Genomic DNA, 25,024 nt, shown 5'->3' on the forward strand with positions numbered 1-25,024 from the left:
CGGATGTCCGCTCTCAATGACGAGGTGAACATCTACCTCACGCCGGGCGACCCTCGCCGGGCAGAGATCTCGCAGGATCCGTACCCCTTCTACGAGCGACTGCGCGCGCACGACCCGGTCTATCGCAGCGACCAGTCGCTGTGGCTCATCACGAGCTGGGACGAGGCGAGTCAGTTCGCGAAGGAAGAGTGCTTCAGCCGTGACCCGCTCGCGCTGACGCCCCCGGCTGCTCGCGCGCAAGCGTGGGAATCGCTGCCGCTGGCGACGCGGGTCTTCCTCAGCGGCATGATGTTCCGGGACGATCCCGAACATGCGCGGCTGCGGCGCCTGGTGCACAAGGCGTTCACCCCGGCACGCGTCCGGCAGTCGCAGGCGAGCATCGAACAGACCGCACGCGACCTGCTGGAGCCCCTTCGCGAACGCGAGACGTTCGACTTCGTGTCCGAGTTCGCCGTGCACCTGCCCACCCAGGTGATCTGTCGCGTCATGGGGATGTCGGCGAGCACCACCGAGGCGTTCGTCCGGTGGACGGAGGGAATGCTCGACATCCAGGAGCCGGGAGACCATCCGGAGTCGCTGCTGCGGGAGGCCGACCGCAAGGCGCAGGAGTGCCTGGACGCCTTCACCGGGATCTTCGCGGCACGGCGTAGGCAGCCGACCGACGACCTGATCTCCGACCTGGTCGCCGCCAACGCTGCCGACGACGAGCCGATGACGGACGAGCAACTCGTCGGACAGTGCATCCTGCTGCACACCGGCGGACACGAGACCACGGCCTACGTGCTCGCCAACGGGGTGATCGCCTTCGACCGGTTTCCCGGGCAGCGGGCGCTGGTGCGGTCCGATCCGAGCTTGGTCCCGCGGGCGATCGAGGAGATCCTCCGGTACGACTCGTCGGGCCGCCAGCTGTACGCGCGCACGGCGGTTGCCGACGTCCCGATCGGCGATCACGTCATCCCCCGCGGTGAGCGTGTGACCGCCATCATCGGTGCGGTGAACCGCGACCCGCGCAAGTTCGAACGCCCCGGAGTGTTCGACATCATGCGGCCCGACGCGGGCAGGCACCTGGCATTCGGCGCCGGGCCCACGTTCTGCGCGGGCGCGCATCTCGCCCGCGCCGAGCTGGAAACGGCTTTCCGGCTGCTGTCCACGCAGTTCCCCCCGCTGCGAGTCGTGGACGACGAAGTGGCCTACATCGACACCGCGCTCAAACGCGCGCCGGAACGGCTGACCGTCGCCTGGGACCGCTGACTCGCACGTCAGGTGCGCAGACCGACTGAATGGAGATGTCATGGTGCAGGTTTCCGGAGGTCCCGCGACGGTACCCGGGCTGGCGGACCGGACCGTATTGGTCACCGGCGCGGGCGGGCTCCCGTACTGGGGTGCGGGCCGGGCGCTGGCGCGTGCCTTCGGCGGGGCGGGTGCACGCGTGGTGGCGGTCGACGTCGCCGCCGACACGCTGCACGAGACCGTCGACCTGATCACCAAGGACGGGGGCACGGCCACCGCGGTCGTCGCCGACCTGTCCACCCCGGACGGCGTCGAACAGGCCGTCGCCGGTGCCGAAGCGGCGTACGGACCCGTGCAGGTGCTCATCAACCACGCCGGGATCGGCAGCTTCACGTCGGTCACCGAGTCCAGCGTGGACGAGTGGAACCGGGTACTGGCGGTCAACCTGTCGGCGCCGTTCCTGCTGAGCAAACGAGTCCTGCCCTCGATGGTCGAGGCGGGCCGCGGGGTCATCGTGAACACCGTCTCCATCGCCGGGTTCCAAGGTGCGCGCGGCGGTGTCGCCTACACCTGCACCAAGCACGCGATGGTGGGCCTCACGAAGCACATCGCGGTGGCCTACCGCGACTCGGGCATCCGGTGCGTCGGCGTGGCGCCGGGGTCGATCCGGTCCGCGGACCCGGACGCGCCCCAGCCGCCCGGGCCGCCCGCGGGCGGCTGGCTCGCCGGCTGGGGCCCCAGCATCCAGGCGACCAACACGCACAAGGGCACCCCGGACGAGGTCGCGCGGGTGCATCTTTTCCTCGCCTCGGATGCGGCGAGCTTCGTCAACGGTTCGGTCGTCACGGTCGACGGCGGCTGGACCGCGGCATGATCGGCGCCGGCCAGGCCGTGATCCGGGATATTCTGGACCACTGGGCCGCCCGGACGCCGACTGCCGCGGCGGTCGATCTCGGAGACGGCGGCTGGACCTTCGCCGACGCGCGGACGAACGCGGTACGCGCGGCGAATATCCTTGCGGCACAAGGAGTTCGCCAGGGCGACCGCGTCCTGGTCATGCTCGGCAACGGGCCTGGCTGGCTCCGGGCGTGGTGGGGCACGTCCTTCCTGGGCGCCGTCGTGGTGCCCGTCAACACAGCCGCCCGCGGCACGGCTCTCGCCGACGTCGTGAAGGAGGCCGACGCCGTCCTCGCCGTCACGGAACCGCCCTACGCCGGGAGGCTGGCCGAGGTGGCCCCCGGCCTGCCGCGCCTGGACCCCGGCGCGCTGGTGGACGGCGATGCGGAGGAGCCGCCGCTGACCCGGTCCATCGAGGTGTGGGATCCGCACGCCATCGTGTACACCTCCGGTACGACCGGCCGGGCGAAGGGTGCCGTCACGACCTTCCTGGCCGCCTACTACCAGGGCCTGCATCACCGGCACCGCACCGGTCCCGAGGACGTGTTCCTCGCGGATCTGCCGCTGTTCCATGTGGGCGGGATGAACACGGTCTTCCTCCCGCTCAGCACGGGCGCGCGCTCGGTGCTGCGGCCCCGGTTCACCGCCTCCCGGTATCTCGACGTCGTCCGCGAGGCCGCAGTGACGATGAGCGTCCTCGTCGGCTCGATGGTGAACTTCCTCGCCGCCCAGCCACCGAAGCCCGACGACGCGGACAACCCGCTGCGGTACGTCAGTGCCAACCCGCCGCCGCCGGACCCGCTGGCGTTCATGCGCCGTTACGGGCTCGAGGACATCGTCGGGTCCTTCTCGATGACCGAGGCGCCCGCGGTGCTGGCGACCCAGCCGGGACGGACGAAGTGGACGAGCTGCGGACGCCCGCACGAGATCACCGAGGTGCGGCTCGTGGACGAGCACGACCTGCCGGTGCCGGTGGGGGAGCCGGGCGAGCTGATCATCCGCTCCGCGGTGCCGTGGGTGATCACGACGGAGTACCACGGGCGCCCGGAGGAGACGGCGCGGGCGTGGCGCAACGGCTGGTTCCACACCGGGGACCTGATGCGTGTCGACGAGGACGGCGACTACTACTTCATCGACCGCAAGAAGGACAGTCTGCGCCGCCGGGGCGAGAACATCTCCAGCCTGGAGGTGGAACGGGAGGTCCTGAGCCACCCGGCCGTCGCCGAGGCGGCGTGCGTCGGCGTGCCGGACGAGCACGGCGACCAGGACGTGCTGGTGTTCGTGACCTCGAGCGGGACGGCGGATCCCGACCCCGCCGAGCTGGTGGAGCACCTGCGCACCCGGCTGGCCTACTTCGCCGTCCCGCGCTACGTGGAGGTCGTCGAGTCCATGCCGCGCACGCGCAGCAACAAGATCGAGAAGTATCTGCTCCGCGCCCGGGGCACCGGCCCCGCGACCTGGGACCGGCTGGCCGCCGGGATCGAGATCACCCGCGAAGACTGAGCGAAGAGCGCGCCGGCACCTTCCGGGGACGGATGCCGGCGCCCCGCTCCGGGCTACGTCCGGTTGTGCACCTTCTCCACCCAGGTCTCGTCCAGAATGGACTTGCCGTTCTCGGCGCGGCGCACCACCAGGTACTCTCCGCGGTAGCCGCGGCGCTCCCAGGGGCCGAACGAGATGTAGGTGCCGGGCGCGCCCGCGGCGGCGGGCAGCCGGCGGACCCGCTCGATACCCTTCGTGACCGCGGACGGCGCCATGTACTTGAGCCGGGCCAGCGCCTCCACCATCACGCGCGCCATGTCGTAGCCGCAGGGGAACATGGCGTTGTTGGGGCGCTTGCCGTACCGCTTCTCGTAGCGGTCGAGCAGGCTTTGGTAGTGCGGGTTGCGCTCGTCGAACTGGTCCAGGCCGGCCCAGCCGTCGAGCGCCCTCGCCCAGCGCTCACCCATCGCCGCCGTGACGAAGGCGCTGGACATGACCTTCACCTCGGGCTCCCAGCCCGCCTTCTCCAGGGCGGGGTTGAGCTTGGTGTTGTTGTGCCCCAAGCCCCAGTACGCCAGGCACTGCGCGCCGGATCGCTTGAGCCGCTCGAACTCCGCTGCGATGTGGTCGAGGTCGTCGGCCTGCGCGATCGAGGTCGACAGCGCGACCACCTCGACACCACGCTGCGGGGCGTTGTCGAGGAAGTAGTCCATGTACTCGTAGCCGATCGCGTTGTTCTCGGCGACGAGCGCGACGGTGGTGATCCCCTTGGCGGCCAGCCAGTCCAGCGCGACCGGTGGCTCGTCGGGCAGGTTCCCCTGCTGGCAGACGAAGACCTCCGGGCCGCCCACGTGTTCGCTGCCGCACATCGAGATGTAGGGCACGTGCAGCTTCTCCACCTCGGACTGCACAGCCAGCGAGTCATCGGTCTTCATCGGGCCGATGACGCCCAGCACGTGCTCCTTTTCGACCAGCTCGCGGTACACGGCCTGGCCGGAGTACGCCGACTGGTAGGGGTGGCCGTAGAGCTCCTTGCGCACGATCTCCACCGACCGCGAAATACGCCGCGACGCGTACGCCTCGTCGAACGCGAGTTCCATCGCCCGCACCCAGTCGTCGGCCAGGTCACCCGCGATACCGGGGAAGTCGTTGATGACTCCGATCCGGTACGGGTGGAGGTCGAAGGGGCGCAGCTCGGGCGGGTCGACCGGCATACCGTCCTTGGTCGCCATAGCGCTCTCTTTCCGTGCGAGAGTGGTCCAGATTCACTGATGGACACTACACTGGATGAACACACCGTCAAACGTTTCGAGCCCTGTACAGTGTGTGTAATGATTGATGCACTGTATCGCGCGCGACGAATGGAGTTCTCCTTGTCTGCATCGCTCACCGGCGAGCTGGCCGAGCACTTCCGGCAGCGGACCGCCGACGGCGTGGTCCTCGGCGAGGCCCCGGCGTTCTGGGGGTTCGCCGGCCGCATGTTCGGCGGTTACAGTGCCGCCGCGACCTTGCTGGGTGCGGCGTCGTTCGCGCCGGAGAACAGCGCGGTCCTCTCCGCGAACCTCGTCTTCATCTCGCCTTGCACTGTCGGGCCCTACCGGGTCGAGACGACCGACGCGCGCGTCGGCCGGGCGAGCAGCGTCGTGTGCGCCCACCTGACGCAGGACGGTGAGAGCCGCGTCGCGTTGTCCGCCTGGTTCGTCCGGCCCGACCGACTGCCGCCGGGATCGCGCCACGGAAGCCCGGTCCGCCCGCCGGCCGAACCGGTCCCCAGCTGGCGGGACACCAAGAACGCGTTCGATGCGGCCTACGCGCGCAGCGTGGTCAACTTCCCCGGCGACCGTCCGGGATTCACCACGCTCGAAGGTGACGTGGAGCTGTGGATCAAGCTCCGGGACCCGTGGCAGATGAGCTCGTTGCTCGCCCGGCAGGCGTGTGACGTGATGCTCGCCGACGCGCACCTCGCCGAGTCCGTCGTGGAGTCGGCGCGGGCCGACCGGAGCCGGTCGTTCAGTCTTGATCTCAGCCTGCGCTGGTGGGGGACCGGTGAACACGACCCGGCCGGCGACGCGTGGCAGCTGCTGCGGGTCGGCCGGCAGGCCGGCGAGCGCGTCGGGCTGGCGTCGGCGTCGTTGCTCGACGCGTCGGGCAGGCGGCGGGCGGACGTCCAGCAGCACGTCTCGATCGGGCCTAAGCGGACCGGGGAAGACGATGGCTGAGCCTGCGGACACCTCGCGACCAGTGCGGGGGTCACGACCGGACGGGGCGGAACCACCGGCGAAACCACTGCCCCAGCCGTCGCTGGAGAGCGCCGGGTTCTGGGCCTCCGGCGCGGACGGGACGCTGCGGGTCAAGCACTGCCACGCCTGCGGGCGCTGGTTCCATCCGCCGCTGCCGATCTGCGTGCACTGCCGCAGCGACGACGTCGCCCTCGACCCGGTCTCCGGCCGGGCGACCGTCGTGGCGGTGACCGTTACCCACCAGCCGTGGTTGCCCGCGTTCCCCCCGCCCTACGCCGTCGCGATCGTCGCGCTGGCGGAGGACGACGCGGCCAGGCTCACCACCAACGTCGTGGGCTGTGCGCCGGAGGACGTGCGGATCGGGATGCGCGTGCGCGTCCGGTTCGAACAGCATGGCGGCATCTGGCTGCCGCTGTTCGAACCCGACCCGGAGCGCTTGGATCCCGGCCCGCTGCCGGAACCGCGCGACGTCTCGGCCGAGCTGCGCAGGCTCCCGAAGCCGAAGCGGTTCGAGGACAAGGTCGCGCTCACCGGGGTCGCCCAGTCCCGTACCGGACGCAGGCTCATGGCCGACCCACTCGCGCTCACCGTCGAGGCGTGCCGCGCTGCGGTGGCCGACGCCGGGCTCGAGCTCGACGACATCGACGGCCTGTCCACGTACCCGGGCATCTCGCCCTACGCCGGGCTGACCGAGGGCGGCGTCATGGCAGTCTCGGAGGCGCTGCAGATCCGGCCGACGTGGCTCAACGGCGCGGGTGAGGTGCCGGGGCAGTCCGGGTCGATCATCACCGCGATGCTCGCCGTCGCGTCCGGCTTGTGCCGGCACGTCCTGTGCTTCCGGACGGTGTGGGAATCTTCCCTCACCGCGATGCAACGCTCCGGCGCCTGGGAGACCCCGGTGGCGCGGGCCACCGGCACCTACGAGTGGCGGCTGCCCTTCGGTGCCTCGTCGGCCGCGCAATGGATCGGCATGCACGCTTCGCATTACCTGCACCGCTATGGCGTCGGGCGCGAGGCGCTGGGCGCGATCGCGGTTACGGCGCGGAACGGTGCACGCCGCAACCCGGACGCGGTGTTCCGCGACCCGCTCACGATGGACGACTACCTGTCCGCACGGATGATCAGCACCCCCTTCGGGCTGTATGACTGCGACGTTCCGGTGGACGGGGCCATCGCGGTCGTCGTCTCGGCGATCGACACGGTCGCGGACCTGCCGTCGAGGCCGGTGCTCGTCGAAGCGGTCGGGACGAAGGTGCTGGAGCGGCTGTCGTGGGATCAGGACACGCTGACCCACCTGCCACAGGCACTCGGGCCGTCGGCGCACCTGTGGACCCGCACGGACCTCACGCCCGCCGATGTCGACGTCGCGTTGCTCTACGACGGCTTCACGTTCAACGCCCTGTCCTGGCTGGAACGACTGGGCTTCTGCGGACTCGGCGAGGCCACGGACTTCATCGCGGGCGGCAAGACGATCGCCCTCGACGGGGAGCTACCGCTCAACCCGCACGGCGGCCAGCTGTCCGCCGGCCGGATGCACGGCTACGGCTTCACCCGCGAGGCGATGCTGCAACTGCGCGGCGAGGCCGGTGACCGGCAGGTGCCGGACGCGCGCGTCGCGGTGGTGACCAACGGTGGTGGCGTCCCGTCCGGGGCGATTCTCCTGCGGAAGGCGACATGACGGACGAACGAGAAGCCGTGCGGTTCGGGGAGTTCCTCGACCGCGAGCTGGGCCCGTTCCTCGCGGAGCACCCGGACGTCAAGGCCTTCGAGACGAAACGCGCGTGGCAGCGGCTCATGGCGGACCACCGGTGGGTCGGGCTCTCGTGGCCCGAGCGGGACGGTGGCCGCGGCCTCGACATCCGGGCGCGGGTGGCGTGCGAGGCGCTGGCCGCCCGGCGCGGGGCGCCCTCGATCGCCGGGGTGCTGGGGGTCAACAACATCGGGCCGACCATCGCCCACTGGGGCACCGACGAGCAGCGCGCGCACCTGCCGTCGATCCTGTCCGGCGCGGAGATCTGGTGCCAGGGCTTCAGCGAGCCCGAGGCCGGGTCGGACCTGCGCGACCTGCGCAGCAAGGCGGTGCGGACAGGTGGCGGCTGGCGGCTGCGTGGCCAGAAGGTGTGGACCTCCTCGGCGACGGACGCGACTTGGTGCGCGCTGCTGGCGAGAGCCGTCGATGGGGAGGAAGACCTGGGCATCACGTGTTTCCTGGTGCCACTCGACCGGCCCGGCGTCACGGTGCGCGGACTGCGGCAGCTGACCGGGGACAGCGAGTTCGGCGAGCTGTTCTTCGATGACGTCGAGCTGACCGAGGCGGACCGGCTCGGCCCCGCCGGGCAGGGCTGGAAGGTCGCGAACACCACGCTCGGCCACGAACGCGCGAACACCGTCGGCCTCATCAGTGAGCTCGTCGCCTCGATCGGCACGCTCGCAGGGAAGGCACGCGGACGCACGCTGCGAGCCCAGGAACGGGACGAGCTCATCGGCTGCTTCGAGGAAGGACAACTGCTTCACCTCGTCGCGTTGCGCCTGCTCGCGGACGCTGAGGCCGGAACCGCTCCCGGCGCCGAGCCGTCCCTGCTCAAGCTCGGCTGGAGCCGGGGCAGGCAACGCGCCGCGCGGCTCGGCTACCAGCTCGACGGCCCGCAAGCGTGGGAAGGGGAGGCACTCCCGCCCGCGGTGTGGGAGTACCTGCGTTCGCGGGGTTCGACCATCGCCGCGGGGACATCGGAAATCATCCTCAACATCCTGGCCGAGCGCGTGCTGGGGATGCCGAGGGAACGGAAGGCCACCCGATGAACGAACTGTCGGTCGAGGAGTCGGTGGACTTCCGCACCACCCCCGAGCTCGCCGAACTGGCGCAGATCGTGCGCGGGTTCCTGGACAAGCACGCGCCCGTCACGGTTCCCGGCGAGCCGACGCCCTACGACGCGAAGGTGTGGCGCTTGGCGTGCGACCAGCTCGAACTGGCCGCGCTGGCGCTCCCGGAACGGTACGGGGGAGCGGGGTTCGGCGTCACCGAGCAAGCGGTTGCCGCGAGCGAGATGGGCCGCGCGCTGCTGGCCTCCCCGTACTTCGCCAGTGTCGTGCTCGCCGCCAACACGCTACTGGTGTCGGGTGACGACGAGGTGTGTGCGGAGGTTCTGCCCGGCCTCGCGCGCGGGACCACGACGGCGGCAGTGGCCTGGCAGCCGTGCGATAAGACCATTGTGGACGGTGAAGTCCGGCTCAGTGGCAGTATGGATGCGGTGCTCGACGGTGCCACCGCTGATTTCGTCGTGGTGCCCGCCGACAGCAGCCTGTACCTCGTCGACACCCGCTCGGCCGATGTCGGGCGGACAGCACTGTCGGGTCTGGACTGGACGCGGCCGCATGCGGCGCTGGAGCTGGACGGCGTTCCGGCACGCCCCTTCGGCACACCGGGTGCCGCGACCGGGGTACTGCGGGACGTTCGCCGCCTCGCGACGGTCGTACTGGCCGCCGAGCAGGCCGGCGCCGGCGAGCGCGTGCTGGAGATGACGGTCGAGTACTCGCTCGACCGGGTGCAGTTCGGCCGTCCCATCGGGAGCTTCCAGGCCATCAAGCACAAGTGCGCCGAGTTGCTGGTGCGGCTGCGGTGCGCGCGGGCGGCGGTCGACTACGCGGCGAAGGTCGCGGACGTGCGGCCGGACGCGCTGGAACTCGCGGCGGCGCTGGCGGGCAGCAGCGCGACGAACGCGTTCCTGACCACGTGCCTGGACAGCATCCAGATCCACGGTGGCGTCGGGTTCACCTGGGAGCACCGGGCGCACCTCTACCTGCGGCGGGCGTTGAGTAGCGAGCGGCTGCTCGGCGACCCCGCCCGCCACGCCGAGACGCTCGGCCGCCTGCTCGGAGTCTGAGCGTCTCGGCGCTGGGGAGACGGGGCGGGCAGCGGGTCACCCGCCCCGTCTCCCCGGCGGGGTCAAGCCTGGAGCAGGAATCCCTTGTAGCCACTGCCCGCCACGTCGTCGCAGATGCCGCGGTAGACGTCCACGCCGCCGAGGTAGGGCATGAACACGCGCGGCTTGCCCGGAACGTTCGCACCGAGGTACCAGGACGCGGCCTTCGGGTAGAGCGTCGCGGAGGCGACCTCGTTGACGTGGCCGACCCACTGGTCCTCGGCGTCCTTGGCGGCCTCGGCCCGGGTGAAACCCTTGTCCCGCAGGTATTCGAGGTAGTCGGCGATCCAGTCGACGTGCTGCTCGATCGACACGATCATGTTGCTCAGCACGGAAGGGCTGCCGGGCCCGGTGATGATGAACAGGTTCGGGAAACCGGCGGTGGCCACCCCGAGGTAGGTCCGCGGCCCGGCCGACCACTTGTCACGCAGCGGTTGTCCGTCGGTGCCGCGGATGTCGATGCGGTTGAGCGGGCCGGTCATGGCGTCGTAGCCGGTGGCGAACACGATCGCGTCGAACTCGTACTCGGTGCCGCCCGCGCGGATTCCAGTGCGGGTGATGGTTTCGAGCGGGTCCGTACGCAGGTCGACGAGATGGACGTTGGGACGGTTGTAGGTGGCGTAGTAGTCGGTATCGACGCAGATGCGCTTCGCGCCGAGGGGGTAGTCCCGCGGGCTGAGCTTCTCCGCGGTCTCCGGGTCCCGCACGATCTCCCGGATCTTGCCGCGCACGTAGTCCGCCGAAACCTCGTTGGCCTCCACGTCCAGCATGGTGTCGGTGAACGCGGCGACGAAGGCCGCCCCGCCGTTCTCCCAGCGCCGGTCCAGCTCGGCGCGGCGCTCGTCTTCGGGCACGGCGAACACACCCTTGCCAGTGGTCTCGGCGAGCACGCCGGACGAGCTCATCCGGGCTTCGGCGCGCAATCGTGGGTAGTCCGCCTTCACCTTCGCCTGCTCGGCCGGATCCAGCGGGCGGTTCCGCGCCGGGATGCTGTAGTTGGGCGTCCGCTGGAAAACGGTCACGTCTTCGGCGTTGCGCGCGATGGCCGGAATGGCCTGGATGCCCGATGAGCCGGTGCCGACGACGGCGACGCGCTTGCCGGTGAAGTCGACGCCCTCGTGCGGCCATCGTCCGGTGTGGTAGGTCTCGCCGCGGAAGGCGTCCAGCCCGGGAAACTCAGGCACCCTGGCTGCGGAGAGGCAGCCGACGGCGCTGATGAGGTAACGCGCGGTGACCTCCCCGCCGGTCGTGGTGCGCACCGTCCACAGGCCGGTGTCGTCGCTGTAGACGGCGGATTCGACAGTGGTGGAGAAGGAGATGTCGGCGCGCAGGTTGTAGCGGTCGGCGACGTGCCGGCAGTAGCGCAGGATCTCCTCCTGCGCCGGGTAGCGCTCGCTCCATTCCCATTCCTGCTGCAGTTCCTCGTCGAAGCTGTAGCAGTAGTAGAGGCTCTCCACATCGCAACGGGCGCCGGGGTAGCGGTTCCAGTACCAGGTGCCGCCGACGTCGTCGCCGGTTTCGAAGACGTGGGTGGTGAAACCGGCGTCGCGCAGCCGTTTGAGCATGTACATGCCGGCGAACCCGGCCCCGATCACACAAGCGTCGAAGTCGTAGTCGGTCATCTTGTCTCCCCTCAGCGTCCGGCGGTGTCGTCGCGCAGGTGCCCGGTGATCTCCGTGGCGACGAAGTCGATGCCGGCCGCGCTGCCCGGCAGGATGTTGACCATCGTGAAGAAGCCGTGCATCTGCCCGGCGAACTGCCGGTGGTGCACCGGCACCCCGGCGGCTTCCAGCGCCGCGGCGTAAGCCTGGCCTTCGTCACGGAGCGGGTCGTGTTCGGCGGTGATCACCACCGCGGGCGGTAGCCCGGACAGGTCGTCGGCGCGCAGCGGGCTCACTTCGGGTTCGGTGCGGCGAGCGGGCTCGGCGTAGTGGTTCCAGAACCAGATCATGGTGTCGCGGCTGAGCAACAGCTGGTTCTGCGGGTCCACGTACGAGGGACGGTCGAAGTCGGCGTCGGTGACCGGATAGATCAACACCTGGAGCGCGATGTCCGGGCCGTTCCGTGTCGCGGCTCGCTGTGCCATCACCGCCGCGAGGTTGCCGCCCGCGGAGTCTCCGGCGACGATCAGCGGCAGGGTGCGTCCCGCGGTCGAGGCGAGATTGTCGTGTGCCCAGTTCAGGGCCTGCCAGGCGTCCTCGACGGCGGCGGGGTAGGGGTGTTCGGGGGCTTTGCGGTAGTTCACCAGAACGACGGCGCAGCCGGTCCGGTCCGCGAGTACCTTGCCGAGGGTGTCGAACTGGTCGATGTCGCCGATCACCCAGCCGCCGCCGTGGTAGTAGACGACGACGCCGGCGGGCGAGTCGCCGGGTACCAGGACGCGTATCCCGAGCACGCCGCCGTCGGCGGTGGCCAGTGTCCTCTCCTCGGTCCGCGCCATTTCGGGCCCGGCTCCCATCAGCTCCTCCGGCAGCGCGCTGGCCTTCCGCGCGGTGACCGGGTCGAGTTCGTGGAGGGGACTGCCGCCCGCGGCGGACATCTGCGCGAGGAACGACTGTGTTGCCTCGTCCAGTGCCATAGGTTTCCTCATTCTCTGCTGCGTTCCCCGGTGCGTCGTCGAGCCGGGTAAGATCCAGCATGAGACGACCTGTGACGCCAGTCACTGGACAGCTGGTCCGCTCTGCAGGGGATCTGCGCGCCAATCGGACCGTCACAGCGGCGGTGCTTCGGAGTCGCGGAGCCTGCGGAGGACGAGCGCGAGCATGAGGCGGACCCGCCCGTAGGGTGCGGTGACATCGAACCCGAGCATGCGCTGGGCCCGGCCGACGCGCAGCCGCACCGAGTTGTGGTGCAGGTGCAGCATGGCCGCGGCCTTCCGCAACGACTCGGTCGCGGCCACCACCTCCAGCAGGCGCAGCATCTCGTCCCCGCCGGGCTCCGCGGCGAGCGCGTCCAGCACCGGCACCTCGCCGGCCTCCGAGATCGCTTCGACGGGCAGGTAACGAGCCAGCAGCGTGAAGCAGCCGACGTCGTCGATATCGGTGATCACCGCTTCCTCCGGTGAATAGGGCGGCGACTCGTGGGTGCTGGGGAGCGTGAACCTCAGCAGAGCGCGTGCCGCACGCCAGGACCGCGGGGCTTCGAGGCCCGCGAGCCGGGGCCCCACCGCGATGTGCGTACCGACGGGGACCGCCAGGTCGGCGGGCACCTCGAGCGGGGTGGTCAGAATGTGCAGCCGGCCGAGCCCGGCGAGGTGAGTCCCGCCGGTACGGCCACCGAGGCGTTCCGCGACCGTGTGGGCGCTCTTCTCGTCGGCCATCATCGCCAGCACACGGAGCGGCGCCGACGGTTCGTAGCCGAGCAGCTTCAGCGCGCGCGAGCGGTCCACCTCGTCAGCGGTCCCGTTGACGACGAGCTCGACCAGCGCCGGGTCGCCGAGGACCGGTGGCTCCCACCGGGCGCGGCCGAGCACGATCCGGCATGTCGCGGCGAGCCGGTCGAGCAACACCGCGTCCAGCGCCGAAACGCGGCCGCCGCGCGTCAACCACACCTCGGCGCCGGACGGCAATCGGTGTGTGATCGTCTCGGCGGGCCCGGCCTGCCGCGCGCGGGGTGCTGATTCGCTGCACAGTACCTGTTCGGCTAAGCGGAAACCGACGGCACAACCGCCGAATTCCGCGGTTTCGCGGATCACCGTCGCGAGATCGGCGCATTCTTCGAGCAGCCGGTCGAAATGATCCACGATCCGCAGCACACCGGGGTCCTCTGAGCTCATGGGGGCCTCCACCTCGTCGTGGCAGTCACCGGCATCACGCGTCGCTTCGACGATAGCCCGCGGCGGTCTTTGGTATAAGAGGTGTCAGCGCGTGACGCAGTGTTCAATAACCTGGTGGTCGAGTACCGTGTCGAAAACGGCGTGGGGGACCAGTTCCAGGAAGCGTGCCGCGTCATCCGTGCTCAGTACGCCGGATTCGCCGCCGCGCACCAGTAAGGCGGGCACACGCAGCGACGAGGCCGCGGCGCCGGGCCGGGCGGATCGATCGGCGGATTGCGCTGCACCGCGTGGTTTTCCGGTGTGCGAAACCCGGTTGCCGCGTTCCCGCGCATGAACGATGCGACGACCCGGATCGCGTCGCGGGTGAACCGATCGAAACCGTAGACGTGGCCCTGGACTGACCGTCACTGGGTGACAAAGTGTCCTCACGGTTCTGGACCGGCCGGCCGACGACGATGGAGGCAGTCAGGCCGAGGATTCGACGTATGGTCGGTGCGGCAGCTGTGCTGCTGGCGACCGTCGCGGCCGTACGGCCACCCGGCACGGAGGCCGCCGCACGAACGTGGGGGATGACCGGGTTCCGGTAGCGCTCGCGCCCGGCCTGCCCACGGCCCAGGCGGTGGCCGTCCGGCTCTGCGTACCTGGCGGTGACACCCCGGATCTGGCGCCGCTACTCGTGCCCGGCGCGACGTACGACTCGAGCTACTGGGACTTTCCGGTCAAGCGGAATTCCTAGCGGACTTCATGAACGCCCACGGTCGGGTGACCATCACGTTCGAGCGGCTCACCGCCCGGCGAGCTCGCGACCTTCCCGACCGCCATGGCGGGCGTGCAGTCCGACCTGAGCGTGGCGCCGGTGCTGCTCGCGCAGGGCAGTGGGGGAGCGCATCTTCCATTGCGCCATCGGGCCGTGCGCGACCGCCGGGGGAGTGGCCCTTGCCGAGAGACCGCGGTATCCCGTCGCGCGCTCGGTCACGCCGTTCGCCCTGGCTGGCAGCGGGCACGACCTCGACCTCGCGCCGAACGCCCCGGAGTTCTTCGCCCGGGCCCTGCGGTGGATCGACGAGACCGTGAGCCTCCGCCAGGTGTAGCGAGGGGCTGGCGTCTCGTTCGGAAAGTACCGGGGGCGCGGGGGTTCCGTGCCCGCGTCCTCCCGCGCTGAACACCCTCCCGAAAGGACGGATCGATGACGATCACCGTGGACGGCAAGCAAAAGGTGCACGAGCTCACCGACGCCATGACGGAGCGGCCGTTCGTACCCGCGGGCTTCCCGGCGTCGTACGTCGGGAAGGAGGCCATCGTCGGTGGGATGCCGAACATGCCCGGCCCTTCGAGTGCTTCACCGCACGTGACGTCGAGGCGTTCGCCACCGACGAGGAGGAGAACTACTTCGTGGAGTGGACGGGCCGTTCGGTGCTGCGCGGCAACGGTGGCGCCTACGACCACCACTATGTGCGTGGTGAAGGCGCGGGACGACAAGGTGACGCTCCGGCGGGAATACTGGGACGCCAGGGTGGCCGAGCGGGCCTTCGCCGGTGTCGAGTCCTAGTCTTCGCAACAGATCTCACAGATCTGACAGATCTACAGAGAGGAGCCGGGGCCATGCGCGCCATCGGTCTGGACACTTTCGGAGGGCCTGAGGTCCTGCGGGCCTTCGACCTCCCGGTCCCCGCGGTCGGTCCCGGCGAGATCCGGATCCGGGTGGCGGCCGCGACGGTCAACCCGGCCGACCTCGTGTTCCGGGCGGGAGCCCGGTCCGATGCCCTAGGCACCCGGACGCCGCCGCACGTCCCGGGTATGGAGGCGGCGGGCACCGTCGGCGCGGCCGGTGAGGGCGTGCCCTTCGCCCCCGGTGACCGCGTCATGGCGATCGTCTCGCCGTTCGACTCGCCGACCGGGGCCTACGCGGAACAGGTCGTCGTGCCCGCGGAGCAGGCGGTCGTGATCCCGGCGGACCTCGACTTCGCCGGCGCAGCGACCCTGCCGATGAACGGGATGACGGCGGCGCTCGCACTGGAGGCACTTGGCCTTGAGAAGGGCGCGACGCTCGGGGTGACGGGAGCGGCCGGGGCGGTGGGCGGGCTGGTGGTCCAGCTCGCCCGCGCGGCAGGGCTGGTGGTCCTCGCCGACGCCGCGCCCGCGGACGCCGAGCGGGTGCGGGCGCTGGGCGCCGACCACGTCGTAGAGCGCGGGGATGCGGTCGCCGCGCACCTGCGCGCCGTCCAGCCTGACGGGGTGGACGGGCTCGTCGACTGCGCGGTGCAGGACGAGCTGGTGGACGCCGCGATCCGGGACGGCGGGGCCCTGGCCTGCGTGCGGCCCCGGCGGACTTCGCCGGGTCGCGGGATCGAACGGCACCACGTGCTCGTCACCCGCGATCGCGGCCGCAGCGACCTGCTGGAGCGGGTGCGCGACCTGGCCGCCGCCGGGGCGCTGCGCCCGCTCGACACACGCGTGCGGGACGCGGCGGAGGCGAGCGCGGCGCACGACGAGCTGGCGCGGGGCGGGGTGCGGGGCCGGATCGTGCTGCGGTTCTGAGCGGTGCGGCTCGTCGCACGGAGAAGAACAAGATGGAGATCCCGGTCGAGGTCCACGACCGGCCGTTCGGACGCGCTCATCACCGTCGTGGAACGCAAGACCCGGGCACGGTCCTGGTCCGCCCCGCCGCCGCCCCCAGCGCGCCCAACGGGCGGCGACACCCGAAAGCTGAAACGCGGTTCACCTTTTGGCGAACTGGCGGCCTTCCGGCGGTATCCTTTCGGGGTGACAGCAGGCAATCAGGTGCGAGGTCCCTACGCGAAGACCGCTGGGCGCGTGGAGCACATCCTCGACGCGACCGCGGAGCTGTTCGCTGCCTCGGGGTACCGGGCCGCCACGATGAAGGACATCGCGCAGCGGGCCGGCCGGATGGGATCCCGAAGGGACCGGCACGTTCTCCCGTGAGGTGCTGGCATCGCCGGGCACGAAGGTGCGAGTACAGCACACCGTCACCTACAGCGAGCCCGGCACCTACACGGCCGGTCTCAAGGTCGAATCCAACCGCGAGGGCAGCAGTGGCCCCTTCTGGCAGGTCGAGAACATCGGTCGCATCAAGGTGATCGTCACCCCCTGACGATCCACCCCAGGGCGGCGCCGGTTTCCGGCGCCGCCTTCTCCATGCCCCGAGGCAGCACCGAATACGCTCGGCTCGGAAGCTGCTGAGTCGGCGCACTGGTAGAAATAGCCGTGGTCCTCGGCGAGTGTGTCGACCCGCTATGGGCAAGGTCAGGTAGGACCCGTCGGGGCCACCCATGCTCACCGAGCAAGGACCAGACCCGCCGCAGCCCCGCACTCGGGCCAGCCTGGCGGTGCCGGTCCTGGGTTCCGAGTTCAGGCCCTTCCCAGCCCCGGCCGGTCCCGCGCTCTCAGCGGATCACCGCTTGGAGCTGTGCGGCACGTGCCTGGACGCCGGCGCCGTTCGGGGTGCAGAACTCCGTCACCATCGCCAGGAACCACTCGGACGCCGCAGCGGGCGCAGCGGTCACGTCCGGACTGGACTCGACCCTGATCCGGCGGGGCCGGGTTCGTCAAACGACGGCGCGATGGCGTTGAGCTCTCGCCGGGACGTGCCGAATCTCGCCGGGGGGACGACGCGGTACTGCCCCGCACAGCGTCCGAGGGAAAGCTGTGGCGGCCGGAGATCGCCTTGACCAGGGGTTTGCGCGTATCCGCAGGGGGTGGGTCCCGCCGTTGGTGAGCGGCGGGACCCACCCCTTTGGTCGTGGCGATCAGGGCGGTGGGACGATCACCGCCCGTCCTTGTGGGGGTGAGCCTCGACCACTTCGATGGCGAAGGTCTCGAGTGTGATGGTGCCTTGCAGGCCGTAGGGTGCCACTGCCCCGGCGACGGTGTTGGCGGCGGGCAGGTTGGGGTAGCCCAGCGCCCTCATCTGGTTGCGCAGCGAGCTCGATACTTCGAGCTTGATCGTGTTGGTGCCGGCTTTCAGGGCGGAGCTGACATCGATGCGTCCGGTGATGAAGTCGTAGCCGGGGATCTTCTGCCCGTTGACCCAGACCTGGGCCAGTGCGCCGCCGGTGGAGCCGATGTTCAGGTAGGCACCGTGGGAAGCGTTCCACGTGCGGGGCAAACCGAATGTGGTGGTGTATGTGCCGACACCCGATACCGACGCCGGATCCTGGGCGGTGAACGTCATTTCGTTCCAGGGGATGAGCCTGGTCGTGCCCACGTCGATGTCGGTCTTCTTCGTCGTGTAGTAGACCTCCTTGGTGGTGTAACCCTGACGAACTTCGGTCAGGGTCTTCTTGTCGCCCGGTGTCCAGCTGTTGAGTATGAGGTTCCATGGTGCGTCGGTCAGGTCGACGTCGGCCGGTACGGTGATCTTCTTGGTCACGGTGGAGCCGTTGGCCAGTGTGGCGGTGTACGTGCCCGATTCAGTGGCGAGGAGGGCCGCGCCGTCGGCGGTCACGACGCTCTGCGGCGCGTTGGTGCTTCGCAGGGGGGCGGCAGTCTTGGTTCTGAGGTCCAGTGCGATCACCGTGGTTTCTCCGGGCGCGAGAGTCACGTCGAACGAGGTCCGTCCGCCGGAGGTGGTGTACGTGGCCAGTGCCTCGATGTCGCCTGACCAGGTGTTGATGCGATGGGGTTTGCCGACCGCGTCGACACTGATGGTCGTCGTGGCGGTTTTGGCGTCGATCGGCGTGTTGTTGTAGTCGCCCCGCTTGTCCATGTAGTTGTACGCCCACAGGTACACCGTGTCCTGGGTCCTGCGCATGGCCGTCAGGACGGTCTGGTTCGGCTTCGCGTATTCAGCTCGGGGGCGTACCCCGAGTCGCTGCAGAGCGCCGTACACGCCGGTCTTGCCGTAGTAGTACGTCGTCTCGTAGTCCGCGGCTCCCGGATCGGGTACCGTCGCGCTCTGCGGGACGTTCGCGTTGACCATTCTCACGTTCGGAAGTTTTTCCAGGCGCGCCATCACCTTGGCCAGGTCCGCGTCGGTGCCTTCGTTGCCGAGGGTGTGGACTGCCGCCTGGGCGTTCAGGTAGTTCCTGGTCGAGCTCAACGTCTCGGTCAAACCGTTGACGATGACCACGGGCAGCCCCTGCCGGGCCAGGTCGTAGACTGCCTGGGCGCTCTTCAGCCGGATGGAGTCCTGGTAGATGACGACTGCCTGGTATCCGACGTTTTCGGGAATCAAGCCCTCGGTTCTGCTGTAACGGACACTCCGGCCTTCCAGGATTTCCGGCGCGAAGTAGTCGTAGGTGTAGCCGTTGTCCTGCAGTTCCAGATCCTTGAAGTACGCCGCCTTGCGGTGCCGCATGTTGTCGATCGCGGGCGCACCGTTGTTGTAGGCGTAGTCGGTGCGCAACACCGCCAGGTCGATCTGCGGCTTGCCCTGTTGCAGCACCGCTTGGGTCCGGGCGATCATCGCCATGTAGTCGGCGTACTGCGTGGACTCCGGCTGGCGCGGACCCCACCGTTCCGAGAACCGGGCGTACATGCCTTCGTGGCCCGGCCAGTACGTGCCGTTCCAGGGGTCCGACGGGTTACTGGAGTCGGCGCCCGAAATGCTGGAGTAGCCGTGGAACACGGTGTGGCTGATCCCGGAGGCGAACTGGGTGTTCATGATCTGCATGAACCGGTCCTGCGGCCAGGTGTAGTTGTTCCCGCTGATCGCCCCGGTCTCGCTGGAGTAACGCAGCCCGTGAGTGTGAGCGGCGCCCGCCAGTGACCGGTGCGCGTCCAGCTGGTTCCCGAACTCGAGTGATTCGGTCTCCACGTAGTCCACCGCTTGGGCCGGCGTGGTGATCTCGTAGTTCACGCCGTAGGAGATCTCCGCCCGCAACTTCATGTTCATCTCGTCGTGCAGGTAGGCCCGCAACGGCTTGAGAACGTTGTCGGTGTACATTTCGGTGATCGTCTGGAAGAAGTCGTTGCGAACCTTGTTCACCCGCACCTGGTCGGAGCCGGTGGTCGCGAACGAAGTGTCCCGTGCCCGGGAACCCAGCCGGATGATGTGCGGCAGATACGGTTCGAGGCTGTACCCACGGCGTTTCCGGAACTCGCTCAGGAGCGTGGAGCCCCAGAATTCACCGCCGTTGGAGTTGCTGGTGGAGATTTCCAGTGAGTCCATGTACATCTCGCCGCGACCGTTTTCGATGATGGCGGTCTTCAGCTCGTGGTCGTTGAACACCTCGTTCCGGTAGTAGTCGATGAAGTCCTGCATGCCGGCCGGGTCGATGTAGTTGATCGTCACGTTCTGCGTGGCCGAGGGCGTCGGTGCCTGGCCGGTGGCCTGCATCCAGAACGCGTAGACGTCCCAGGTTCCGGTGTCCGCAGGCGGCGTCCAGTTCAGGGAGTAGGCGGCTTTGCCGGTGGGGTCCTTCATCGTGCTCTGGGTGACCGGGGCGCCGTTGAGGGTGACGTTTCCGGTCAGTACCACCGACTTGTCGGTGTAGCTCATGGTGCCGGAGATGCTGCCGTCAGCGGTGACCGTGCCGGTGTTGTTCTCCGCCCGTTGTATCGCGACCACAGCGATCAGGTCCTGGCGTACGGGTCCGGCCACTGTCATCGCGGAGCGCTTCAGCGTGCCGCTGAACGCGGTCCCGCCGGTGGCGGTCTGGATGGCGTAGCCCAGTGCCTTGCCGGCTCCGTCGTCGTCGAACTTCAGGTTCTCGATGGGCAGGTTCGCGTTCGCCCAGTGCGTACCGCTGGTCATGGAGAAGCCCATGCCGTACTTGTTGGCTTCCTGGATGATGAGCTTCGTGTCGTTCTTCCACTCGTCGGACCCCCAGCTGTAGATCTGCTGGGGAGTCTTTCCCGTGGTGTTGGTGACGAAGACCGTGTCGCTGAGGTTGCTGTCCACATTGGGCTCGGGCATGCAGACGATCTCCACCGAGCCGATACCCATGTCGTGCAGGGTCTTCATGTCGGCCTTGATGGTCGCGTCGGTGTGCAGCCCTTCGGCCAGCCACCACCTCGTGCCCGGCCGGTACTTGCCCTCGGGATTGTCCAACAGGGCGTGCTGCGCCTGGATGAACCTGTCGGCGATGCTCGCCGGCGAAGCAGCGGCAGAGCCGGCGCCGACCACACCTGAGAGTGCCAGCGCCATGCCGGCACCACCGCTGATCTTGAGGAAATCTCGCCGGTCGAAACCGGGTCTGCTGTTTTCCATCAGTCCTCCTGGGACAAGGCGGGGAACGGTTCTTGCTTCTGTGTCCGAACGTCACTGTCGACGGCGCGGCCGCCACCCGCGCGCATGGCTGCACCGAGGGGCGGATCGCCGCTCAGTCAGGCAGACAGAGGACTTTTCCCCGTGGCGACGCCTAGAGCGCCAGCCGCGAGCAGCGCCCACGCATCGCTTGCGGGCATTGATCGGCCGTCGACGACACGAGGGTGGGGACGGACGCGTGGTGCACCAGATTTGCTGCCGTCGCCCGGCTGCGCTTGCGGCCATGGATCCGCGAGAGCGGGTTGGCGCGCCTTCCGCCGATGCGGTGCAGCATCGTTCGTGCCGTACGCGGTCACTGGCCTCTCCGTTGAGGACGCAAGGATTTAAACGTTTCAAGCTGGCGCACCCAGTCTTCAACGCGCACGCGATCGTTGTCAAGCGCCAAACGTCGCCTTCGCGCGCCGGAATCGGTTCAGGATCCGGAACTCAACCACCGTTCACAGCGACCTCCCCGCGATCTGAGATGCCAGGACACCCACGCTTGGCTGCGATTTCGCCGAACCGTCGGACTCGGCACCCAGAGCCCGGAGGCGATCGATGTGCCGCACGCCGCGAACAGTGATCGCTGGTACGCGAACCTGCCGCCGGCTGCCGGGGAGGTGTCCGGTTTCCGGGCGCAGGCTCAGCTGTGCTCGGACGGCAGTCCGCTGCCGTCCGTGGTGATGCTGCGTGCCAGCCGATCGGCGTGGCTGCGGATGGCGCCGGCGAGATCGAGCCGGCCCTCGGTGAGGACCCATTGCAGCTGCAGTCCGTCGCTGACCGCGATGCATTCCCTCGCCAGGGCATCGCAGTCGAGATCCGCGTGCACGTCACCGGTGCTCACGCTGAAGCGGAAGCGCTCGGCGATGGCTGCCACCACGTTCTCGTACTGTCGCGAGTAGAGGGTGTGCGCAGCGCTGGATGGCTCGGCCGCCTCGGACATCAGGTGCACGAAGAGCTCGATCAGCCCGGGCCGGCTGAGGTACCGGCGGGTGGCTTCGACCATCCTTGCCAGCGTCGCGACCGCGCCGGCCTGGGGGTCGGCCTGTTCCCACCATTGGTCCGCGTCGGACATGCGGTGTTGCACGACAGCCAGGAGCAGGTGCTGCTTGCTGGGAAAGTGGTGCAGCAGGCCGCTGTCGGTGATTTCGGCGTCTTCGGCGATCTGTGCCATCGACGTGCGGCGGTAGCCGTCCCGGGCGAACCGGTCCGCCGCGGTTTCGACGATTTTGGCCCGGCGGACGACTCCCACCTTGTACGCGCCCCGGCGCCCTCGGCTGACCATGGGGACACGGTAGCGCGGGGCCTCTCACCCTCGCCGGACCGGCGAGGGCGAGGGTGAGAGGCCCGGTGGGTCAGGTCGTGCGGTTGTAGGGCACGAGGGTGACCGGGCCCAGCAACCCGTAGTCCTGGCGCGCGTTACCGCCGAAGAGGTCCGGCCTGCTGACCCGGAGCCGGTTGTTGAGGGTGGTGCCGACCTGGATCACGAGCGTGTTCTTCCCGTTCCGGAGCCGGTTTCCGAGATCGAGCACCGGATTGAACACGTTGACCGGTGGCAGTAGCTCACCGTTGAGCGTCACGCGGGCGGTATCGAAGACGGCACCAAGGCTCAGCCGAACGCCGGCGGCGCGCGTGAAGGTCGATGGCAGTGGGAACGTGGTGGTGTAGGTGCCGATGCCCGACACGTCCGCGAGCTCGTCGAGGGAGCTCCAGGCGGTGAGTTGCGTGAGCTGGAGATCGTGCACGGTCTTCGTCGTCTGTGTGGCCGTGGCACCGGGTCGCCAGTCCTCGACCTGGAGTGACCAGGAGGTGAGGGTGAGTGAAGGTCCCGAGTCGGTCTGCACCGGTCCGGCCTGCCCGGCGGGGCGCACGACGAGCACCGTCGCTTCGTCCGGTACCAATTGGACGGATACCTGTGTCCGTCCGTTCGCCCGGGTGCTCGGGAGTGCCGCCGCGTCGCCTGTCCACGGGTCGTATCGGTAGACGACGCCGCTGCCGGCCAGTGACACGGTCTGGTTGGTCGCCGCGGCGCCCGCGTTGTGCAAGTAGTAGTAGTGGGTCGCGCCGTCGGCGCGGTGCACCGACAACAGGTCGGTCCCAGAGCTGGGGTGAAAGTCGGGGACTATTCCCGCGCGGGACAGCGCGGCGGCGACATCGGCCTCTGTGGACACCTTGAGGACGGTCCGCTGGGCGAGGAGCTGGCGGATGACATCGGCGAGTTCCTCGTCTTCCGATGCTGCCCGGTAGTAGCCGGGCGTTGCGGCCGGGATGTCGCCGATGACGACGACGGTCAGGCCGCGGCGTGCGAAGTCCAGCAGTGTCTTCGCGGTGGTCACCGGCATCGTAGTCTGGTTGTTCAGCACGAGCGCGCGGTACGCGGGTCCGCCCGGAACGAGTACTTTGTTGCTGACCCGGGCTTGGGGGAGTGCCAGCGCGCCGTGGCTGAGGAACTGGTAGGCGTAGCCCGCGCGGCGAAGTCCGGTGTCGGTGAAAAAGGGCGCGTCGGCGGACGCGTTGAACTCCTGGTGATAGATGGCGATGTCGACGCGGGGTGTGCCGGTGCGCAGGACGGCTTGGAGACGCCCGAGGTATGCGGAGACGTCGGTGGCGTGGGTCCAGGACGGCTGACGTGGCCCCCAGGCTTCGGCGAAGCTGATCGAACCGCCGAACAGCGGGCTGAACGCGGCGAAGCCGGGCCATTGCGCGCCGGGCGCGTCGGAGTAGGCGAAACCGTGGATGACGGCCTGGTTCACCCCGGCCGCGTAGTTGGCGCCCAGTGTGGTGGCGAGTTTCTTCCAGGTGGTGTTGTATGCGCCGTTGAAAAAGGCCCCTGCTTCGTCCGACAGGAGGGGCCGTCCGCCCAGGGCGCCACCACCGGCCAGTGCGCGGAAGCTGTCGAGGTCGCTGAAGCCCAGGGACTCCCCTTCGGGTATGTCGGTGCGTGCGGCCGCGAGGATCGAGTCGACGCTGGCGCCGTAGGGCTGGTTGCGGAACTGCAGCCCCAGGGAGTTGCACCACGCCTTGAGCTTGAGCACGCGATTGTCGAGGAACAGATCGCTGAGCGTCTGCTGGTAGTCGAAGCGCACCCGGCTGGTCACCGTGTCGCCGTAGGAGAACGACGTCCCGATCAGCAGCGGGAGGTACGGCGTGAGGTCGTAACCGCGCCGCCGGGCGAATTCGGCGGGCAGGCTGGGTGTCCAGTGCGCGGTGGTCTTGAGTTCCAGCGAGTCCTCGAAGACGGCCCCGCCGACCTGGCGGAGCAGACCTCGGATCTCGGCCGTCAGCAGGTCCCTGTCCCAGTAGTCGATGACGGCTCGCGCGCCGTCCGGCCCGAAATGGTCCACGACGTAGGACTGCGGCGAGGTCACCGGCGATGCGTCGCCGGTTTTCTTGGCGTCGTACATGTTCACGATCTGGCCGGTACCCCGGGTCCACAGCGCGACCAACGCCCACGAGCCGCCCTGCGGCGCGGTCCAACGCAGCCTGCCGTTGTCTACAGTGGACGTCAGGTTCGTCACCGACCTCTCGTCCAACTTGATCACTTCGTCTGCCACCGTGCTGCCTTCCTGTAGGCGCGCGGCAAGGACGGCGTGCAGTACCGGTGTGACGACGGGGCTCGGATTGCCGGTCGTGACGCCGCTGGGAGCCTTGGCGGGGGCCGGTAGCGCGCTGTCGAAAGTGGCACCGGCGGCGACAGCCGCCACCCCGTGGATGAGTTCTTTCGCGGAACCTTTGCCGTCCGGGGTCAGCCCGGGGATCGCGGACGGCCAGTGCGGGCCGATCGTCAGATCCGCGGTCAGGCCCCGTTTCTTCGCGGTGCGCAGTGCGGTGACGACAGCGGAGTTCCAGCGGGGCGTGCCCCAGCCGTACCGCACCGGGTCGATCGTCTCGTCGCCGGTGCCGCTGACGCTGTCCCACACGTCCGCGATCTCGAAGCCACCGAAACCGGCGTCCGCCATCGCCTCGACCTCGGCGGCGATCTCGGTGTTGTCGACCAGCGCGCCAGGCCACCACCACCGGAACTTCGGACGCGCGACGAGGGCGGGGTTGCGGAACCAGGCCGGCACGCCGTTGCCGTTGCCCGCCGCCGCGACGGCGCTGCTGAATGCGGTGCCACCGAACGTCCCGGCGGCGACGACCGCCCCGGCTGCCTGCAGGAAGCGTCTGCGCGATGGGGTGCTGGACATGGGGGCCTCTCCGTTGAGTACCAGTGGATTAAATCGTTTCAATCGTCAGGTCTGCTGATCCGCCGAACGTTTTCCGGGCGGTGGGA

At 69.2% G+C, this 25,024-nt stretch carries 19 protein-coding genes; 12 read left to right on the forward strand and 7 right to left on the reverse strand.

The window, feature by feature from the left end; translation table 11 throughout:
- Positions 1 to 3 precede the first annotated feature (3 nt).
- The 3 genes from FHX82_RS34765 to FHX82_RS34775 are packed head-to-tail and all read left to right on the forward strand — an operon-like array spanning position 4 to position 3,630.
- Positions 4 to 1,251: a cytochrome P450 gene (locus FHX82_RS34765; RefSeq protein WP_145933450.1), complete on the forward strand. Its 1,248-nt coding sequence runs from the start codon at positions 4 to 6 to the stop codon at positions 1,249 to 1,251.
- 40 nt (positions 1,252 to 1,291) lie between these two features.
- Entirely contained in the window at positions 1,292 to 2,104 is an 813-nt protein-coding gene (locus FHX82_RS34770; protein ID WP_145933451.1) for an SDR family oxidoreductase, read from the forward strand.
- Positions 2,101 to 3,630 (forward strand): AMP-binding protein, encoded by a 1,530-nt coding sequence (locus FHX82_RS34775; protein ID WP_145933452.1) that lies wholly within the window; start codon positions 2,101 to 2,103, stop codon positions 3,628 to 3,630. The genes FHX82_RS34770 and FHX82_RS34775 overlap by 4 nt, the downstream gene beginning before the upstream one ends.
- Before the next feature lie 53 nt (positions 3,631 to 3,683).
- On the opposite strand, the gene FHX82_RS34780 is transcribed toward FHX82_RS34775, so the two are convergent.
- Entirely contained in the window at positions 3,684 to 4,841 is a 1,158-nt protein-coding gene (locus tag FHX82_RS34780) for an ABC transporter substrate-binding protein (protein ID WP_145933453.1), read from the reverse strand.
- A gap of 141 nt (positions 4,842 to 4,982) precedes the next feature.
- Between FHX82_RS34780 and FHX82_RS34785 the strand changes: the two genes are divergently transcribed.
- Genes FHX82_RS34785 through FHX82_RS34800 form a run of 4 tightly spaced genes read left to right on the forward strand, consistent with a single transcriptional unit; the run spans position 4,983 to position 9,730 of the window.
- The gene (locus FHX82_RS34785) at positions 4,983 to 5,828 is read left to right on the forward strand and encodes a thioesterase family protein (protein WP_183177022.1); all 846 of its coding nucleotides are present in this window, start codon (positions 4,983 to 4,985) and stop codon (positions 5,826 to 5,828) included.
- Positions 5,821 to 7,527: a thiolase C-terminal domain-containing protein gene (locus FHX82_RS34790; protein ID WP_145933455.1), complete on the forward strand. Its 1,707-nt coding sequence runs from the start codon at positions 5,821 to 5,823 to the stop codon at positions 7,525 to 7,527. Before FHX82_RS34785 ends, FHX82_RS34790 begins: the two co-directional genes overlap by 8 nt.
- Positions 7,524 to 8,648: an acyl-CoA dehydrogenase family protein gene (locus FHX82_RS34795; RefSeq protein ID WP_145933456.1), complete on the forward strand. Its 1,125-nt coding sequence runs from the start codon at positions 7,524 to 7,526 to the stop codon at positions 8,646 to 8,648. Before FHX82_RS34790 ends, FHX82_RS34795 begins: the two co-directional genes overlap by 4 nt.
- Positions 8,645 to 9,730 carry an acyl-CoA dehydrogenase family protein gene (locus tag FHX82_RS34800; protein ID WP_145933457.1) on the forward strand — a complete coding sequence of 362 codons (1,086 nt, stop codon included), beginning with the start codon at positions 8,645 to 8,647 and terminating at the stop codon, positions 9,728 to 9,730. The genes FHX82_RS34795 and FHX82_RS34800 overlap by 4 nt, the downstream gene beginning before the upstream one ends.
- Positions 9,731 to 9,792: 62 nt before the next feature.
- On the opposite strand, the gene FHX82_RS34805 is transcribed toward FHX82_RS34800, so the two are convergent.
- The 3 genes from FHX82_RS34805 to FHX82_RS34815 all read right to left on the reverse strand — a co-directional run bounded on the left by FHX82_RS34805 (position 9,793) and on the right by FHX82_RS34815 (position 13,544).
- Positions 9,793 to 11,391 carry a flavin-containing monooxygenase gene (locus FHX82_RS34805; RefSeq protein ID WP_145933458.1) on the reverse strand — a complete coding sequence of 533 codons (1,599 nt, stop codon included), beginning with the start codon at positions 11,389 to 11,391 and terminating at the stop codon, positions 9,793 to 9,795.
- 11 nt (positions 11,392 to 11,402) lie between these two features.
- On the reverse strand, positions 11,403 to 12,347 hold the full coding sequence (locus FHX82_RS34810; protein ID WP_145933459.1) for an alpha/beta hydrolase: 945 nt from the start codon (positions 12,345 to 12,347) through the stop codon (positions 11,403 to 11,405).
- Between the two features lie 132 nt (positions 12,348 to 12,479).
- Entirely contained in the window at positions 12,480 to 13,544 is a 1,065-nt protein-coding gene (locus FHX82_RS34815) for a helix-turn-helix domain-containing protein (RefSeq protein ID WP_145933460.1), read from the reverse strand.
- 929 nt (positions 13,545 to 14,473) lie between these two features.
- Here FHX82_RS34815 and FHX82_RS34820 point away from each other — a divergent pair.
- The 5 genes from FHX82_RS34820 to FHX82_RS34840 all read left to right on the forward strand — a co-directional run bounded on the left by FHX82_RS34820 (position 14,474) and on the right by FHX82_RS34840 (position 16,656).
- Positions 14,474 to 14,635: a hypothetical protein gene (locus FHX82_RS34820; RefSeq protein ID WP_183177023.1), complete on the forward strand. Its 162-nt coding sequence runs from the start codon at positions 14,474 to 14,476 to the stop codon at positions 14,633 to 14,635.
- Between the two features lie 95 nt (positions 14,636 to 14,730).
- Complete coding sequence (locus FHX82_RS34825; protein WP_145933461.1) at positions 14,731 to 15,093, forward strand: hypothetical protein; 363 nt, start codon at positions 14,731 to 14,733, stop codon at positions 15,091 to 15,093.
- A 53-nt stretch (positions 15,094 to 15,146) separates the two neighbouring features.
- Entirely contained in the window at positions 15,147 to 16,082 is a 936-nt protein-coding gene (locus tag FHX82_RS34830) for an NADP-dependent oxidoreductase (protein ID WP_145933462.1), read from the forward strand.
- Between the two features lie 225 nt (positions 16,083 to 16,307).
- On the forward strand, positions 16,308 to 16,487 hold the full coding sequence (locus FHX82_RS34835; protein WP_221216930.1) for a helix-turn-helix domain-containing protein: 180 nt from the start codon (positions 16,308 to 16,310) through the stop codon (positions 16,485 to 16,487).
- A gap of 25 nt (positions 16,488 to 16,512) precedes the next feature.
- Complete coding sequence (locus tag FHX82_RS34840; RefSeq protein WP_183177024.1) at positions 16,513 to 16,656, forward strand: hypothetical protein; 144 nt, start codon at positions 16,513 to 16,515, stop codon at positions 16,654 to 16,656.
- A gap of 672 nt (positions 16,657 to 17,328) precedes the next feature.
- Here FHX82_RS34840 and FHX82_RS34845 read toward each other — a convergent pair.
- The 3 genes from FHX82_RS34845 to FHX82_RS34855 form a co-directional block, all read right to left on the reverse strand.
- Positions 17,329 to 20,715, reverse strand: coding sequence for a glycosyl hydrolase (locus FHX82_RS34845; protein WP_145933463.1), 3,387 nt, complete (start codon positions 20,713 to 20,715; stop codon positions 17,329 to 17,331).
- A gap of 679 nt (positions 20,716 to 21,394) precedes the next feature.
- Positions 21,395 to 22,036 (reverse strand): TetR/AcrR family transcriptional regulator, encoded by a 642-nt coding sequence (locus tag FHX82_RS34850; protein ID WP_145933464.1) that lies wholly within the window; start codon positions 22,034 to 22,036, stop codon positions 21,395 to 21,397.
- A gap of 70 nt (positions 22,037 to 22,106) precedes the next feature.
- Positions 22,107 to 24,938 carry a glycosyl hydrolase gene (locus tag FHX82_RS34855; protein ID WP_145933465.1) on the reverse strand — a complete coding sequence of 944 codons (2,832 nt, stop codon included), beginning with the start codon at positions 24,936 to 24,938 and terminating at the stop codon, positions 22,107 to 22,109.
- Positions 24,939 to 25,024 lie beyond the last annotated feature (86 nt).

The organism is Amycolatopsis bartoniae (assembly GCF_014191255.1).
In the GTDB taxonomy this organism is placed as follows: domain Bacteria; phylum Actinomycetota; class Actinomycetes; order Mycobacteriales; family Pseudonocardiaceae; genus Amycolatopsis_E; species Amycolatopsis_E bartoniae.

Bases quoted from the DNA above. Each gene is read 5' to 3' on its own strand.
- FHX82_RS34765 (WP_145933450.1), top strand. From the start codon at position 4: ATGTCCGCTCTCAATGACGAGGTGAACATCTACCTCACGCCGGGCGAC.
- FHX82_RS34770 (WP_145933451.1), top strand. From the start codon at position 1,292: ATGGTGCAGGTTTCCGGAGGTCCCGCGACGGTACCCGGGCTGGCGGAC.
- FHX82_RS34775 (WP_145933452.1), top strand. From the start codon at position 2,101: ATGATCGGCGCCGGCCAGGCCGTGATCCGGGATATTCTGGACCACTGG.
- FHX82_RS34780 (WP_145933453.1), bottom strand. From the start codon at position 4,841: ATGGCGACCAAGGACGGTATGCCGGTCGACCCGCCCGAGCTGCGCCCC.
- FHX82_RS34790 (WP_145933455.1), top strand. From the start codon at position 5,821: ATGGCTGAGCCTGCGGACACCTCGCGACCAGTGCGGGGGTCACGACCG.
- FHX82_RS34795 (WP_145933456.1), top strand. From the start codon at position 7,524: ATGACGGACGAACGAGAAGCCGTGCGGTTCGGGGAGTTCCTCGACCGC.
- FHX82_RS34800 (WP_145933457.1), top strand. From the start codon at position 8,645: ATGAACGAACTGTCGGTCGAGGAGTCGGTGGACTTCCGCACCACCCCC.
- FHX82_RS34805 (WP_145933458.1), bottom strand. From the start codon at position 11,391: ATGACCGACTACGACTTCGACGCTTGTGTGATCGGGGCCGGGTTCGCC.
- FHX82_RS34810 (WP_145933459.1), bottom strand. From the start codon at position 12,347: ATGGCACTGGACGAGGCAACACAGTCGTTCCTCGCGCAGATGTCCGCC.
- FHX82_RS34815 (WP_145933460.1), bottom strand. From the start codon at position 13,544: ATGAGCTCAGAGGACCCCGGTGTGCTGCGGATCGTGGATCATTTCGAC.
- FHX82_RS34825 (WP_145933461.1), top strand. From the start codon at position 14,731: ATGACGATCACCGTGGACGGCAAGCAAAAGGTGCACGAGCTCACCGAC.
- FHX82_RS34830 (WP_145933462.1), top strand. From the start codon at position 15,147: ATGCGCGCCATCGGTCTGGACACTTTCGGAGGGCCTGAGGTCCTGCGG.
- FHX82_RS34845 (WP_145933463.1), bottom strand. From the start codon at position 20,715: ATGGAAAACAGCAGACCCGGTTTCGACCGGCGAGATTTCCTCAAGATC.
- FHX82_RS34850 (WP_145933464.1), bottom strand. From the start codon at position 22,036: ATGGTCAGCCGAGGGCGCCGGGGCGCGTACAAGGTGGGAGTCGTCCGC.
- FHX82_RS34855 (WP_145933465.1), bottom strand. From the start codon at position 24,938: ATGTCCAGCACCCCATCGCGCAGACGCTTCCTGCAGGCAGCCGGGGCG.